The sequence below is a fragment of the Crocinitomix catalasitica ATCC 23190 genome (assembly GCF_000621625.1).
Lineage (GTDB): Bacteria > Bacteroidota > Bacteroidia > Flavobacteriales_D > Crocinitomicaceae > Crocinitomix > Crocinitomix catalasitica.
The window spans coordinates 1-16281 of record NZ_JHXV01000005.1 but is presented as its reverse complement, the minus strand read 5'-3'; the positions used below and the strand labels follow the sequence as shown (position 1 = coordinate 16281).

General features: G+C 32.8%; 14 protein-coding genes and 2 tRNA genes. 7 read left to right on the top strand and 9 right to left on the bottom strand.

Features of this window, described 5'->3' with window-relative positions:
• Positions 1 to 89: 89 nt before the first annotated feature.
• Together T367_RS0102380 and T367_RS0102375 are read right to left on the bottom strand one after the other, a co-directional pair.
• Positions 90 to 1037, bottom strand: a complete 948-nt coding sequence (locus T367_RS0102380; RefSeq protein WP_245593014.1) for an SIMPL domain-containing protein — start codon at positions 1035 to 1037, stop codon at positions 90 to 92.
• A 49-nt stretch (positions 1038 to 1086) separates the two neighbouring features.
• A complete protein-coding gene (locus T367_RS0102375) occupies positions 1087 to 1992 on the bottom strand; it encodes an SIMPL domain-containing protein (RefSeq protein WP_027418416.1) in 906 nt (301 codons plus the stop codon).
• Between the two features lie 224 nt (positions 1993 to 2216).
• Here T367_RS0102375 and T367_RS0102370 point away from each other — a divergent pair, with 224 nt between their 5' ends.
• Complete coding sequence (locus tag T367_RS0102370) at positions 2217 to 3152, top strand: hypothetical protein (protein WP_027418415.1); 936 nt, start codon at positions 2217 to 2219, stop codon at positions 3150 to 3152.
• A gap of 11 nt (positions 3153 to 3163) precedes the next feature.
• Complete coding sequence (locus T367_RS0102365) at positions 3164 to 3760, top strand: hypothetical protein (protein ID WP_027418414.1); 597 nt, start codon at positions 3164 to 3166, stop codon at positions 3758 to 3760.
• 186 nt (positions 3761 to 3946) lie between these two features.
• Here T367_RS0102365 and T367_RS0102360 read toward each other — a convergent pair.
• Together T367_RS0102360 and T367_RS0102355 are read right to left on the bottom strand one after the other, a co-directional pair.
• Positions 3947 to 4034 (bottom strand) — tRNA-Ser (locus T367_RS0102360).
• A 322-nt stretch (positions 4035 to 4356) separates the two neighbouring features.
• Positions 4357 to 4444 (bottom strand) — tRNA-Ser (locus tag T367_RS0102355).
• A gap of 179 nt (positions 4445 to 4623) precedes the next feature.
• Between T367_RS0102355 and T367_RS0102350 the strand changes: the two genes are divergently transcribed.
• Positions 4624 to 6069 (top strand): GWxTD domain-containing protein, encoded by a 1446-nt coding sequence (locus T367_RS0102350; RefSeq protein WP_027418413.1) that lies wholly within the window; start codon positions 4624 to 4626, stop codon positions 6067 to 6069.
• A 68-nt stretch (positions 6070 to 6137) separates the two neighbouring features.
• Complete coding sequence (locus tag T367_RS0102345) at positions 6138 to 7163, top strand: glycosyltransferase family 2 protein (protein ID WP_027418412.1); 1026 nt, start codon at positions 6138 to 6140, stop codon at positions 7161 to 7163.
• Positions 7164 to 7212: 49 nt separating this feature from the next.
• Here the strand turns inward: T367_RS0102345 and trxA are convergent, their stop codons facing one another.
• The 4 genes from trxA to T367_RS0102325 all read right to left on the bottom strand — a co-directional run bounded on the left by trxA (position 7213) and on the right by T367_RS0102325 (position 10567).
• A complete protein-coding gene (gene trxA, locus T367_RS0102340) occupies positions 7213 to 7530 on the bottom strand; it encodes a thioredoxin (RefSeq protein WP_027418411.1) in 318 nt (105 codons plus the stop codon).
• A 131-nt stretch (positions 7531 to 7661) separates the two neighbouring features.
• Complete coding sequence (locus T367_RS0102335) at positions 7662 to 9137, bottom strand: sodium:solute symporter (protein WP_027418410.1); 1476 nt, start codon at positions 9135 to 9137, stop codon at positions 7662 to 7664.
• 87 nt (positions 9138 to 9224) lie between these two features.
• Positions 9225 to 10211, bottom strand: coding sequence for a glycoside hydrolase family 113 (locus tag T367_RS0102330; protein WP_027418409.1), 987 nt, complete (start codon positions 10209 to 10211; stop codon positions 9225 to 9227).
• Positions 10208 to 10567 carry a CoA-binding protein gene (locus tag T367_RS0102325; protein ID WP_027418408.1) on the bottom strand — a complete coding sequence of 120 codons (360 nt, stop codon included), beginning with the start codon at positions 10565 to 10567 and terminating at the stop codon, positions 10208 to 10210. Before T367_RS0102325 ends, T367_RS0102330 begins: the two co-directional genes overlap by 4 nt.
• 120 nt (positions 10568 to 10687) lie before the next feature.
• Here T367_RS0102325 and panB point away from each other — a divergent pair, with 120 nt between their 5' ends.
• Complete coding sequence (gene panB / locus T367_RS0102320) at positions 10688 to 11503, top strand: 3-methyl-2-oxobutanoate hydroxymethyltransferase (protein WP_027418407.1); 816 nt, start codon at positions 10688 to 10690, stop codon at positions 11501 to 11503.
• Entirely contained in the window at positions 11503 to 12192 is a 690-nt protein-coding gene (locus tag T367_RS0102315) for an RluA family pseudouridine synthase (protein ID WP_027418406.1), read from the top strand. Before panB ends, T367_RS0102315 begins: the two co-directional genes overlap by 1 nt.
• Positions 12193 to 12194: 2 nt before the next feature.
• Here T367_RS0102315 and T367_RS21075 read toward each other — a convergent pair whose 3' ends face one another.
• Positions 12195 to 13385, bottom strand: coding sequence for a THUMP domain-containing class I SAM-dependent RNA methyltransferase (locus T367_RS21075; protein ID WP_051568291.1), 1191 nt, complete (start codon positions 13383 to 13385; stop codon positions 12195 to 12197).
• Between the two features lie 109 nt (positions 13386 to 13494).
• On the opposite strand from T367_RS21075, the gene T367_RS0102305 reads away from it, so the two are divergent.
• Positions 13495 to 15783: a patatin-like phospholipase family protein gene (locus tag T367_RS0102305; RefSeq protein ID WP_027418405.1), complete on the top strand. Its 2289-nt coding sequence runs from the start codon at positions 13495 to 13497 to the stop codon at positions 15781 to 15783.
• Positions 15784 to 16281: the final 498 nt, after the last annotated feature.

The window sequence follows — 16281 nt, the reverse complement described above, 5'->3', positions numbered from 1 at the left end:
TTGACTATAGAATCAGCCGCTATTGCTTCCTAATAATATGACCTTTCACGATTATTTCAAGCTTATTACCCCACCACCGAATCTTATTTTTAATTATTCATCTGAATGTTCTTCATATCACCATTTGGTGTAATCAATACATACTCTTTTGTTGTTGTGTTTTCCTTTTTATCTCTATTAATTACCAATTTGATTTCGTACATCACTTGAATAACAGGTTCTAGAATTGTAGGATTGATAATAAAATCGAATTCCTTATCAATTATAGGCTGATAATATAATGTTGTTCCTTTATTTGCATTGTTCACATTAGTTGATCGCTTAAGGTTAAGTGACGAACTATTATATGACGCGTATGATTTGTACATTTCTACTGGTAATACCATTTTAAAACCATCCATAATTCTCTTATCGTTACTCTCAAATGTTGCTCCTAAAATTGATTCGTAATTTTTGACTTTTTCTTGTAATGCCAATTTCGCCTTATTCATCAGCTCCTTTTTCACATTTTCAAGTGCTGAAGAGAAGTAATCGACCCTTACCAAGTCATAGATCTCTTGATTTGAAAGGATTCGAATGAAGTCATTAAGTTGAATGGGGTTGGAGTATTTGATATGAATATTCTTCTTTAATTCGAACCCTTTAGGAACTTCGTTATAGCTTTTTTTACTAAATAATTTTTTCTCGATTTCATATTCATATACAGGCACGAATGAAATCATATCTATATATACCTCGGTTCCTTTTTTGAGTTTAATTTCAGTTTCGGCCTTCGATAATCTTTCATCAATTAAACCGTTTACTTCTGATGTCGTTTTACCGACTTGTGTAACGCTGAATATGGCGACGTATGAATCTGCTTTGACATTCGCTAACCCCTTTACACTTAAATATAAATCGTTAGATGAAGGAAAGTTTATATTAATGTTTTGATCTGGAAACCTCACCTGATTTTGATAATTAATATTTCCTGAAACTTGCGCAATTATTGCTTGACTTAAGAAAGTCGTCATTATTAATGTGATTATTTTTTTCATTATTATCTTTTTAAGAGTATTATTTATAATTTGAGATTAAGACTTGTAATTATTCCTTTACATCATATTGCAAGGTCAAATTGAACACATATTGTAGTCCTACTTTTGGTTCATTACTGTTGATTATTCTATCAAAACCAGCAGCAGGCATCCCGTCATAATAAAAGCTCTTTTGCTTCCGGGACTCCTTCTGAATATAAGTTTGTGAATAATGACTATTCTGTCTGTGGATATTCAAACTAGAACTCTCAGAAGCTTGATAATTTTTGTATTGCGTTTTGGGTGAAATTGAATAAAAATTATCATTCAAAATTCTTGCTCCTTCAGCTAATTGAACATTTGTAATCTCTTGGTAAAGCTTCATTCTCTCTTGAATTAATGAAACGGCTTCTTTATAAAGTTCTGCATATGTTTTATTGACATCTTCATCAATATATTCGACTTTTATAATATCATAAATCTCTTGTTGTGATGCCATTTCTATTAGTTGGTCTATCACATCTATATCCTTTAGTTTGATAATGATGTTCTTTTTTATTTCATAGCCCGTTTCAACCTGTTGCGCTTGACTTTGACCAACCTCATAATCATAAATTTTTGTTTGAGATATAAAGTCAACATAAATATTATCCTTCTCAATTCCAAAAGTTTTTAACCCTTTAATAAATTCTGTAATGCGCAGATTTATTTTTTTATTACACGCCGATACTGTCGTCGCTTCTTGGTTGGTACCTATTGTAAGCATATACCAATCCGCCTGCTTATTTAAAAGTAAATTAACATTCAAAGTCACCGTTGTTGCTGTTGAAGTAATGCTACTTTTTTGCTGATAAATTTTAGGCGCATTATAATTCGAGTATCCTGAATTATTGCCATAAACTTGGTTACCTGAAATCTGGGAAATTAATGTTGATGGAAGGCAAATGACGAATAGAATAATTTTTATTGTTTTCATAAGATCTATAATTGTGTTTTAATTGTTTCTGAGGTATTGCCGTCAATATTTTTTAGACGATATCTCATCATGTTTAACTATTTCGTTTATTATTGAGACAATGGTATGAATTTGACCTAAAAACACTCCTGCACAAGCGCTGCATAGGTTTTGCAAATTGTTTTGCAAAGTTTAATTCAGGATTATATTACATTACTTTCTCTTGTTTACTTATTTTTGAAGTCATGGGGAAAACTAATGCTATCGTGTTTTTTTATTTATTGAAAGAAGAGGTCGCAAAAGTCTATCTCAATAAAAATCCATCGTTCAATAAAAGCATCCATGATTGGACTGGAAATGAGATTCGAAATTTTCAAGATGATTTATCCAATCAGCTAAACGAAAGAATAAGTGAACGCTGGTTTTACAGTCATTTAAAACCCCGAGAGAATGAAAAATTACCGCGTATTGATATGCTCAATATTCTTAGCCAATATACCGGCTATGAAAATTGGGATGACTTTCAAATTAAAAATGTCGATTCCCTTCCAAAGGAAAATGATAATCAAAAGGTTAAAAAACGTAGTTTCTCGTTGAGATTGATTGGAATGGTGTTTTTAGCAATTGGATTAGGTCTTATCCCCTATCTCCAGCAAAAGGATACGAATCTAAGTTATAATTTTTGTTTTTACGATAAAGATACCCACGAATCAATAATTGATTCGACCGTGGAAGTAACGCTGCTTATAGAGCATGAGTCCCCCTTAAAGTTACTTAGTAATAAACAAGGATGTATAACGATTAATAGTCATGAGCCAGTTATAAAATTCATTGCTTCTGCTCCTTATTATTTAACAGATACGATTGAAAGAAAACTAACTGGCCAGGATATTTTAGAGAAAATTGAATTACAAAGAGATGATTACGCCTTGATGATATCTTTATTTGCAACTTCAGACGTGAAAGATTGGGAAAAAAGAAGAAGGCAATTGGACCGAATGATAAGTGATGAAGCCATCATTTTTCAAATTACACGTGATAATAAAGGAATGGAAATGTTTAATAAGAATGAATTCATTGACAAGCTGACCACCCCACTTAAAAGTTTGGGAGCAATAGAAATCATTGAGACAATGTATAAAAATGACAAAATTATTAACCTCCGTTTTATTCAAGAATAAACGCATATGATATGAAAAAAATACTCATAGCACTTCTTTTAAGTAGTGTTTTTAGTTTCGGACAGTCGAATCAAAAAGAAACTTCAACATTAGAAAATGAATTTAGCAAATCAACGCTAGACGCAGAAAACATTATAGCTTTTGAGACGCGCTCAAAGCAAAAAGTCGTAGACTTTTGTAATTATATCCAATTAATATCGAATAAAGATTTGGATGATAAATTACGTTTACATTCCCAAAAATCTGCCTTAACCTTATTCAATACGAACAGTTGTGTAATTTCTGAACAGATGATCACGGGTAAAAATGACTACATCTTAATTAACGACTTTTTTAGTGCTGTTTATAAATCGAAGTACCACAAAATAGAAGGTTTAGCAAGTAATGTTGTGTTTAAAGACCAACTTACAGCTATCGATTCGAGTAATTATGCAGGAACAATTTCATATACACATACTATGAATTTTTATAATCAAGCAGGAAACATTACTAAGACAATTATAGAAAACAAATTCGTTGAAGTGACACTGACAAGAAAAGTAAAGACTTTTGGTACGACCGAAAAAATTATTTGGACGGTGAACCTATGCGATATTAAGAATGATTGATAACGTGACAATTTCGATTCTTAGAAGGATTAGTTATTTGGCTCCTTCTCTTACTTCATTTCATTACGTAAGTGAAGTTGATCCCAGAATATTATACTAGGCAAGCATAAAAACCTTCAATTCCTCTACGAGGACTTGGCGTTTTAAAACACAAAAAACCCATCAACATGTTGATGGGTTTTCTTTTGGCGGACAGTGAGGGATTCGAACCCCCGGTACCTTGCGGTACAATAGTTTTCAAGACTACCGCATTCGACCACTCTGCCAACTATCCGAGGCGGCAAAGATAATTATTTTTTCTTATTGACAAAAAATATTTGAAATAGTTTAACTATAAAAACAAAAATCAAAAAGAATAAAGTAATATCCCAAAAAAACAATAGATCTTTTTAAATCCTCAATAGTTTTGCTTGAGGATTAACTTCATTTCATTTCGTAAGGTGAAGTTGATCCCAGATTATTATCCTGGGCAAGCATAAAAACCTTCAAGTCCTCTGCGAGGACTAGTGTTTTTTTGTGTTTTTAATCGCTCAAAAGCAAGCTTTTGGCGTTTTAAAACACAAAAAAACCCATCAACATGTTGATGGGTTTTCTTTTGGCGGACAGTGAGGGATTCGAACCCCCGGTACCTTGCGGTACAATAGTTTTCAAGACTACCGCATTCGACCACTCTGCCAACTATCCGAGGCGGCAAAGATAGTTATTTTTTCTTATTGACAAATTAAAATTGAAAAAAATTAAAAAAATTATTTAAAGAAACACAACCTAATTTCCTTGACCTTTAACTCAACGATACATGCATTTAAAACAACTGATTTACTACGATTCGTAAATATTCAGTAACTTTAAATTAAAATTATAAAATGCGCAACCTTTTACTCTTTATATTTCTTTCTATCTCTTTTGCTGGTTTGAGTAAACCCAAAGTTTATTTTCAATACAAAATCTATTATACAGCTGAAAATAAACCATATATAAGTACTAGTTTGCAATTTCATGCAGGAACTTTGAAATATATTGCTGACGAAAACGGAAACTTAAGTGCAAGCATTGAAATCACACAAATATTTACACATGACGATAGTTCAATAGTTGCTGATAAATATATTTTAAATTCTCCACTAATGTCAGACTCAACTGTTGAGGATTTTTATGACATGCAAAGATATCAGTTGATACCAGGAGGTTATTCGTACGAATTATCAATTAAAGACTTAAATACAGGTGAAATTGTAACTGGGAAACAGTTATTAGAAGTTGAAACTTTAAATACAAGTGAAATTAAATTTTCTGATCTTACTTTTCTTGAGGATGTTAAAGCAAGTGACGAAAAGAATAATTTTGTAAAGAATGGGTTCTTTATGTTACCTTATCTCACCAATTATTTCCCCCCAGAAATAACAAAACTCGCATTTTATTCAGAAGTCTACAATAGTTTATCTACCATGCAAAAAGGTGATCCTTTCCTAATTACTGCATCCATTCATAAATTCAACAGTAGACAAGCACTCCCCGATTTCTTTAAATTCCAAAGACTAAAAGCAGCGGAAGTCAATCCGGCAATCATTTTTTTGCCAATTGATCAATTACCTTCAGGAGATTACGACCTTTGGCTACATGTGGTTAACAAAGATAATGATACGATCGCTTCACAATCTACGTTCTTTCAAAGAAGAAATGAGAATGACATAAAGGAAAATGTCGATATAGCCAATCTACAAATTGATCAATCATTTAAAAAGGCGATAAAGGCAGATTCCATCAAATATTATTTAGGAAGTTTAATGGCAATAAGCGAACGTTACGAATATGAGCACATTAGAAAGACTTTAAAAGGTGACGATACGACATATATGCTCAAATACTTTTATAATTATTGGTTAAAAACAAGTCCCGACCAACCCTACTTAGCTTGGTTAAAGTATAAAAAACAAGTAATATATGCCGAAAAATTATTTGGCACACATATTAAAGCTGGATATGAAACGGACCGTGGAAGAATTCACTTAAAATATGGACCGCCAAATGCAATGATCGATCGCCCAAACGAACCAAGTGCATACCCTTATCAAATATGGCATTATTACAGAATTGGTGCAAGGTCAAATGTGAAGTTTGTATTCTATAATCCTGATCTCGTTTCTAAGGATTATCCCCTGTTACATTCTGATATGCAAGGCGAATTACAAAACTATAGATGGCAAGTAGATTTACACAAAAGGAATTCATCTGCTATTAACGTTGATGATACCGAATCACAAGATCACTTCGGTGGACAGAGTGGTATTTTCTATAACGGAGGAATGTAAGCTCAACTTATCGTAATTTCGACAAGAATATTTGATATGATTCTTATATTTGCCTCCGAAATTTAAACATGGATAAAATAGCTGTAGTTATACTCAATTATAATGGTCGTTCTTTCTTAGAGAAATTCTTGCCATCTGTAATAGAATATAGTCAAAATGCTATCATTTATGTTGCTGATAATAATTCTACCGACGATTCTGTTACTTTCATAAAAGATAAATACCCTAATATTAAACTTGTCATTAACGAAAGTAATGGAGGTTTTGCTAAGGGCTATAATGATGCTTTAAAGGTAATTAAAGCTGAATATTATGTTCTATTGAACTCGGACATCGAAGTAAGTCCTAACTGGATAAGCCCATGTTTGGAATTACTTGAATCTGACAAGAAGATAGTTGCCGTTCAACCGAAAGTTTTAGCTTATCACGACAAAACGAAATTTGAACATGCAGGAGCCGCTGGAGGTTTTTTAGATAAGGATTTCTATCCTTTTTGCAGAGGACGGATATTCGGTGATACCGAAGTAGACAATGGCCAATACAATTCGAATAGAGAAGTTTTTTGGGCTACTGGCGCTTGTTTATTTATTGAAGCAGAAAAATATTGGGCAGCAGGAGGATTGGATGAGGACTTTTTTGCGCACATGGAAGAGATCGACCTTTGTTGGCGTCTAAAAGGATTAGGTTATAGTATTTATGCTTGCTGTGATTCAACTGTCTATCATGTTGGTGGAGGCACGTTAAACTACATGAATCCACGTAAAACTTATTTAAATTTTAGAAATAGTCTTTACATGATCACCAAAAATTATGATGGTTGGCTATTTGGAAAAATATTTAAACGTTTAATCTTAGATGGGTTTGCAGGTATTTTATTTATTTCAAAATTACAATTCAGACATTGTATTGCTTTGATAAAAGCCCATTTTCACTTCTACGGAAAACTATCTCACATTTTAAAGAAACGAAAGGATATTAAACAATCAAAAGGTATTTTTAATGAGAAAGGTTTGTATAAGAAAAATATTGTGTTCACCAGTTTTATTCAACGTAAACACACCTTTTCAGAATTAAAACCAAATGACTTTAAATAAAAAAACCACCTCGTTAGAAGTGGTTTTTTTTGATCAAAGATCTATATGCTTAAAGAATTGCATCTAATTTTTCAGTTAACTGCGCTTTAGGAACTGCTCCTACAGATTTATCTACAACTTCACCACCTTTTAAATATACGATAGTTGGTATGTTTCTAACACCGAATTTACCAGCTATTCCTGGGTTATTATCAACGTCAACTTTACCTATTATTGCTTTACCTTCATACTCAGTATGCATTTCATCAATTAATGGTCCAACCATTTTACAAGGTCCACACCATGCTGCCCAAAAGTCTAAAACTACTGGTTTGTCCGAATTTCCAACAATCTCGTCGTAGTTCGCTTCTGTTATCTCTACTGCCATAACTTTAATTATTATAATTTATATTCAATACTTAATTATCAATTATAAGTCCATTTTACAATTGTCTGTCAAATTGACTTAATGGTAAAACGTATTCGATTAACTTACCTTACAAAGATGCCAATTTTAATTTAAATTGTAGTTGTTTTCTTCTTCGAAATAACCCACAATAATAAAAATACTAAACCGGCATTAACACCTAATAATTCCGATCCAAATTCGAAATCTCCAAAAATCAACGCGCTATTATAGTTTAACATAAATATAAAAATTGGAACTAAAATACAGATTGGCACTGTTAATAAGTCACGTACACTTCGCTTCGTTAAAATACCAAACATAAATAAGCCTAAAAGTGGTCCATAAGTATACTGCGCGGCTTTAAACAACTCCCATACCACCGCATCACTCTTCACGTATTTAAATATTAAGATCGTTAGTAATAAGGCTATCGACATAATAACATGAGCCATCCTCCTAATTTTCTCTTGTTTCTTTTTTTCTTGTTTTTCAATATTTAAAAAATCGACAGATAAAGATGTAGCTAAAGAAGTTAATGCAGAATCAGCACTACTATATGCTGCTGCGATTAAGCCTAATAGGAAGAAAATCCCTACGCCTAACCCTAGTGATCCTTTAAGTGCTATTGTCGCAAATAACAAATCATTATCACTGCCTACATTTGCCCATGCAGTAGCAACTTCAGGATTCGCTTCTAATTCCATAAACAGTAAGCCTCCTAAAAAAACGAAGAGTATATTCACAAAAAACAAAACTATTGAGAACGAGATCATATTCTTTTTAGCTTCGCCTAAATCTTTACAGCTTAAATTTTTCTGCATCATATCTTGATCAACTCCAGTCATACCAAGTGTAATAAACATACCTGCTAGAATTCCTTTTATCCAGTAGTTAGATTTGTTAGGATCTGAAGTTTGCCAAATTTGACTTACGCCAGCTTCGTTCATTCGTTCGATTAGTTGTCCAATCGTTTGGTTTAAATCGTCGGCAATAAAATATATACTCAATCCTACTGAGATAAGCATAAATAATGTTTGGAGGGTATCAGTCCAAATTATCGTTTTAATTCCAGCTCTAAACGTATAAACCCAGATCAATAAAATACTGAATGCAACCGTAAATTCGAAAGATATTCCCATATTATCAAACACGAATGTTTGTAGCACATTAACAACTAAATACATGCGCAATGCCGCCCCAATCAATCTTGAAAGTATAAAGAATCCAGCCCCCATTTTATATGTTATTTTACCAAAACGTGTGTTGAGATAAGAATAAATAGAAGTTAAATTGAGTTTATAATATATAGGCATTAAAACAAATGAAATAATGGCATAGCCGATAATATAGCCGGTTGCCATTTGCATATAAGTGAATTGACTATTCGCAATTGTTCCAGGAATGGATATGAAGGTAACGCCAGATAAGGATGCTCCTATCATTCCAAAAGCGACTAAATACCATTTATTGTTTCTATTACCTGTAAAGAAAGTTTCATTATCAGCCTTTCGACTGGTGAAATAAGAAATGATAATTAGGACAACAAAATATCCCAACAGAAGGGCTAAAATAAATTCTTTGCTCATATTTTCAGTGTAGTAGCTAAAATTAAGCGAAATAATATGGTGAATTCGAAATATTTCGAATTTAGACTAACAGGTAAAAGTTAATACTTAATGTGACCAATTGGCAGTGATCGTTTTAATCGCTTTTTTATTCTGAGGTGTGAAATCAGTATCCCCTTCTCCTCCTTGCTCTTCATGTTGCGCATACCATTTCCACAAAAACATACCTGCTAACCAATCCTTTTTCCAAATACTAGCAAAAAAAGCTTGGTACGCAATATCTTGAACGTCTTGGTCAAATTTTCCATCTTGATGATGTTCCCATGGTCGAACAGTTGCACCTTCAATACTACGAAAACCAATTTCTGTAAAAATTATTTTTTTATTATGTTCTTCAGAATATAATTTTAGAGCATAAGCCTGCTTCTCCCAACCATGAATCAATTCATTTAATTTAGGATTTGTACTTGTTGATAAAGGAAAATACGCATCAATACCAATAAAATCTAACTCATCCCAAAATGGACATTTTTTATAATCGTCCCAATTGGCTGCATAAGTCAATTTACCTTTGTATTTAACTTTAATTGCTTTAATAAGACGAGACCAATAAGCCGGTCTAGCAGCAACAAATTCACGCCATTCTGTCCCAATACAAAACATCTCAGCATTCGATAATACAGCCAGGTCCACAAATGTCATGATGTACGTTGTATAAGACGATTCAAAACGTTTCCATTCTTCATCTGTATCTAACTTAAAATCTCCTGTATAGGCTCCTCTATGCCAAACATGAGGCTTTATCATGATTTTAAGACCTTTCGCTTTAGCTAAATCTATCGTATGCTGAATTCCTTCAGCTTTCTCTCCATGCCATTGCCATTTCGAATTAAAAGCAATTGTACTATCCTTGCCAATAAAAGCATAAGGCATCAAAGCCACCCAATTGGCATTTACTTCAATTATAGGTAAAATATCCTTGCCTGTGATTTGATGTTTCGCTGCGACAAAACAAACACCTTTAATTTTTTCATCCTGAGCTGAAATTTTGAATGACAAGATTATCAATAAAGAAAAAGTTAATATTTTTTTCATTCGAATTGATTTGTCCGGAGCATAACAAGTGTACAAGCCTGAATGGTTTCAATATTCGATTTTTCAAGTAAATTTTCAAAAACCGAATTCTCTGTTCCTGGATTAAAAATTACTCGTCTTGGTTTTAGACTTAGAATATAATCATAGAAACCAGTTTGATTTTGAGGTCCAACATACATGGTTACCGTGTCAATTTCTTCAAACGCAACATGTTCAGTTTCTATATTCACCCCTTCGACATTCCCTTTCCTGCTCCCTATTGCAAAGACATCATGTTTATAGGTTAAAAGGTCATTGATTGCCATATTAGCATATCTATCCTTCTTTTCACTTGCTCCAATTACCAATACTCTCATATTCAAAATTAGGTATATAATTTGAAATTAAATTGTTATAATGAATGAAAAATTGGATCTTTAAAAACTATATGTTAATCTTCAATTATTTCTACCTTTGTTAACTAAGCGAATATAATTATGTCAATTCATAAAGAAGTAAAAAAAGTAACAACACATGTCTTACAAGAGATGAAGTTGAAAGGTGAGAAAATTGCTATGTTAACTGGCTACGATTTCACAATGGCTAAAATTTTAGATCAAGCAGGTGTTGATATTATTTTGGTTGGTGACTCTGCGTCAAATGTCATGGCAGGTCATGAAACAACCTTACCGATAACATTGGATCAAATGATTTACCACGCATCTTCTGTGATTCGTGGTATTAATCGAGCATTAGTTGTTGTTGATTTACCTTTTGGGTCTTACCAAGGTGATTCTAAACAAGCATTGACTAGTTCAATTCGAATTATGAAAGAATCAGGTGGACATGCAGTAAAATTAGAAGGTGGAGCTGAAGTTGTCGAATCTGTTCGAAGAATATTAAGTGCTGGAATTCCTGTGATGGGTCATTTAGGGCTTACTCCTCAGTCTATCTATAAATTTGGAACATATACTGTTCGAGCGAAAGAAGACGAAGAAGCGGAACAATTAATAAGTGATGCTAAATTATTGGAAGCAACAGGATGTTTTGCATTAGTAGTTGAAAAAATTCCAGCAGCTTTAGCAAAAAAGGTGGCTGAAAGTATTAATATACCTGTAATCGGTATAGGTGCTGGAAACGGTGTAGATGGACAGGTTTTAGTAAGTCATGATATGCTCGGAATTAACAATGAATTCAACCCGCGTTTCTTAAGAAAATATCATAATCTTTATGAGGAAATGTTAGGTGCATTTAATATGTATATTAAAGATGTGCGTTCAGGTGATTTCCCTAATGATAAAGAGCAATATTAATGGCGTTAAAAGTCGTTTACGAAGACAATCATTTAATTGTAATCAATAAAGATTCTGGAGACCTCGTTCAAGGAGATATTACAGGAGATGCTCCTATTAGTGATGCTGTAAAAGATTATATTAAAGTAAAATATAATAAACCTGGAGACGTTTTCTTAGGCACAGTGCATCGATTGGATAGACCTACTACTGGAATTGTTTTATTTGCTAGAACAAGTAAGGCCTTAAGTCGAATGAATTTAATGTTCAAAGAGAAGACCATTAAAAAGACGTATTGGGCAGTGACAGAAGGAAAACCAGAGGTAAATTCAGCTCGACTAGTGAATTTTCTATTAAAAAATCCTACAAAAAATAAAAGTTTTGTTGTCAACGAAAAAAAGACTGGCGCTAAAATGGCTGAGCTGAGTTATAAGTTAATTGGCAGTGGGTCAAATTACCATTATATTGAAGTATTGCCTGAGACAGGACGACATCATCAAATTAGAGTACAATTATCTAATATTAAATGTATCATTAAAGGCGACTTAAAATATGGCGCTAAACGATCCAATAAAGATGGATCAATTCATCTTCATGCAAGAAAACTAGAATTTATTCATCCTGTAACCAAAGAATCAATGCTTATTGAAGCAGATCCTCCGGAACATGATAATTTATGGTTAGATTTTTTAAAAACCGCTAAAAAGTAGAATTAAGAGCGTTTATTTCTCTTTGGTTCACGACGTTGATTTTGTTCACCATATTTATGCTCAACTAAACTACCTTCAAAAATTTCGTATTTTCTAAAGTCACAACTTAAAGAACCGTTATATACTTGAATTTTCTTCGCTGGTTTTAGTTCAATATTCTTAAAGGCATCAAAGTTGGAACTAATTACCCAACAATCATATCCTTTCATTTTTCGTTTGAAGAAATTACCTAAATCTCTATATAAATCAAATAAAGCTTCATCTTGAAGACGCTCGCCATAAGGAGGGTTACATATCAATATACCCTTTCCTTCAGGACAAACTTGATCGTTAAATTCTTTTACTTCAAAACTTATTGTTTTACCTAATGGCAAAGCTTTTATATTTTCTCTAGCTTTTAGAATTACGTCGCCGTCTGTATCCGAACCAATGATTTTAAAATCTAAATCTCTCTTCGGTACGTTAGGTGCTTTTGAATAAATATCCTCCCACAGTTGCTGATCATAATCATACCAATATTGAAAAGAATATGATTTACGGGCAATATTCGGAGGAATTCCATTGGCCATTAATGCAGCTTCAATTGGAATTGTTCCTGAACCACATGTAACGTCAATAAAATTCGATTTTTGATCCCATCCCGACAAGTAAATTAGACCAGCTGCAACAACTTCATTAATCGGCGCCTCACCTGTTCCTTGTCTATAACCTCTTTGAAAAAGTGGCGCACCAGAACTATTCAATGATACTGTACATTGATTTTCTTCAATATGAATATCGAATAATATTTGTGGTTTCTCAAGATCTACTGAAGGTCTTTTATCAAATTTATCTCTAAAGTGATCTGCTATTGCATCTTTTAGAACTAATCTCGGATAACCTGTATGATTAAAAAGTTTAGAATTTACAGCACCTTTAACAGCGAAGGTTTGATTCACCTTCATATATTCAGAAAAATTGATTTTAGCGAACTGTGCATAAAGATCTTTTTCATCTCTGAATCTAAAATTCTGAATCGGTAATAAAACTGAAATAGCAGTTCTCAACCAAAGATTTGAAGCATATAATAAACGTTTGTCACCTACATAAGTCACAACTCTATTACCCTTTTCAATATTCTTTGCACCCAATTCAGTTAATTCCTTAATCAGGACATCCTCCATTCCGTACAACGTTTTCGCAACCAACTTCATAAATATATTTTTTTTGCAAAGATACATTATTTACGGCACTAAAACTTAGACTTATTGCGTTATAAAGAAAGTTGCTGAAAAAAAGTCACTACATTTGAAATAAAAACTCTTGAAAAAGATCATTTTATTTATAATTTTTAGTCTTGCGACACTGCAAATACAAGCGCAAAAAGTTGGTCTTGTTTTTAGTGGTGGTGGAGCAACTGGCTTTGCCCATATTGGGGTTTTAAAAGCATTAGAAGAAAATAACATTCCGATAGATTATATAACTGGAACATCAGCAGGAGCCTTAATTGGCGGCATGTATGCTTCCGGATTATCACCTCTAGAAATTGAGGCAATAGTGATGAGTAGTAAATTCCAGCTAATGGCAAATGCTGAGATTGAAAATGAATTTGAGTCTGCTATCTACAGACAAAATAAAGATGCTGAAATCGTTTCTTTGCGACTTTCAAAAGATTCTATATTACATAAATCTTTACCAACAAATTTATTGAACCCAACTTTTCTAGATTTAGAAGTATTAAATGTAATTGGCCGTAATTTATACGCGAGAAACACCTCATTTGATAGTTTATTTATTCCTTTTAGATGTATTGGTTCAAATATTAGTACTAAAAAATCAATCCTATTTGATCATGGAAATTTGAATGCTGCCGTTAGAGGGTCTATGACCTACCCTTTCTTTATCAGCCCAATTATTATAGATGATATTTTAGTTTTTGATGGTGGCTTATACAATAACTTCCCTGCTTTTGATATGTATCAAGAATTTAGTCCTGACTATATAATTGGAAGTAATGTAAGTTATAATGAAGAAGCACCAACTGCTGATGACTTAATGTCTCAAATCAAAAACATGTTCTCTACACATTCTAATTATACATTGCCTTGTAAAGAAGGTATAGTAATTGAACCCAATTTAGGAGATGTTGGAACTTTTGACTTTGATGAAATTGAAGCAGCCATAGAAACAGGATACCAGGCCACAATACTAAAAATGGATTCGATAAAAGAAGCTGTCCAACGGAGAGTTTCTCATGAAGAAATTGAAAAATCTCGCGCCGCTTTTAATTCTAAAAAAGCTGAAATAAAAATTACAAATATTAAAGTTTTAGGGGTTGATGAAGATGAACGAATTTTTATTTCAAGAAAGTTATTACAACGTAAAGAAAATGAAGATTTAGACTATAACACTTTAAAAAAGAGATACTTGAATCTGTATCAAAGTGAGCATATACTATCCATTTTCCCTACAATTAATCATCTTACAGATTCAACACAACAATTAGTTTTAGATGTTAGAAAAGAAAAGCCTTTTAAGATTGCCGTTGGAGGACATTATTCATCCAGACCAGTAAATACAGGATTCTTAAGTGTAAGTTATTCTCATTTTAAAATATCACCTTTAACTGCTTACGCCAATAGTTATTTTGGTAAATTTTATGGTTCAATAAAACTAGGCCTAAAGTTTTATTTACCTACTCGTACAACATCATATTTCGAACCACAATTTGTAAAGAATAGATGGGATTATTTTAGAAGTTTGGCTACATTCTTTGAGCCATCTAAACCATCTTATAAAGTTCAAAATGAGACCTATTGGAGGCTTGCTTATCACGTAGAAACCAGTTCAAAAAGCTCATTCACGATTGACTTTACAAATGGGACGAATATTGACGAATATAACCAGACAGAAAATTTCGCACTGGGTGATACTGCAGATCAAACGAGCTTTCTCTACTATTCCCCAGGTATAAAATTCGAGATTGACAATTTAAATAGAAAACAGTTTGCTTCGGCAGGAACCTATTTCAGTTTCTACTCAAGATTCATTCATGGAATTGAAACTACTCAAACAGGATCCCAAGGGATAGATAATGATGTAAAATCATACCGAAATTGGATGTTTATTAAGATGAATTATACTAATTATTTAATTCAAAGAGGATTATATAGGCTTGGTTTTTTATTAGAAGGCGTGTATTCAATACAACCTTTTTTCGATAATTACACCGCCAGCGTTCTTTCAGCTCATGCATTCCAACCTTTTCCTGATGTTAGTACTGGATTTTACAATGATTTCCGTGCTAACAAATATCTATCAGGTGGATTAATGAATGTTTTTACATTAAAAGATAAATTAGATTTACGGGTTGAAGCATATATATTCCAACCTATTCAACGAATTATTAATATTGATGGAAAAGCGAATGAGGATGACCTTTTCAAAAGTAGATTTGGATTAGCAAGCGCCTCTCTAATTTATCATACGATGATTGGTCCTCTTCGCGCAACACTAAATTATTATGATAGTCAGAGTGAAACACAAGCTGAACCTTGGTCATTCCAACTCAGTTTTGGGTATATTATTTTTAACGAAAAAGGAATTCAATAGATATTTCACTTCTCCCTGAGAATTAAATATTCCCTTCCCACAGTCCAACTAAAAAATTCTGTACGATTCTCAGCTCGATATAAAACCGATTATTTTTCGTTTCATTATCTAATTAATATGTCAATTCAACTTTATAGAACGGAATAATTATAATGGTACATAAAAGATTCGTTTTCCAGCGGGTTGTTATTTGGACAAATAGTGATTGTATTAATCTAGAATCGTGGTTATGTTATAAAGGTACACGAGGGATTCGTGTACTAGCGGGGTGTTATTAGGAAATCAAAATAGAAAATTACGGATTGTTGTAAACGAAAAAAACCTCACTCCATCAAAGGAATGAGGTTTTTAAAAGTGGCATCAGCCAAAGGCAGACACAGTCAACATACTCTCACACTCCGCCTTAGGCGGACAGTGCCATCATGTGCAATTACGGATTGTTGTAAACGAAAAAAACCTCATTCCAATTAAGGAATGAGGTTTTTAAAAGTGGCATCA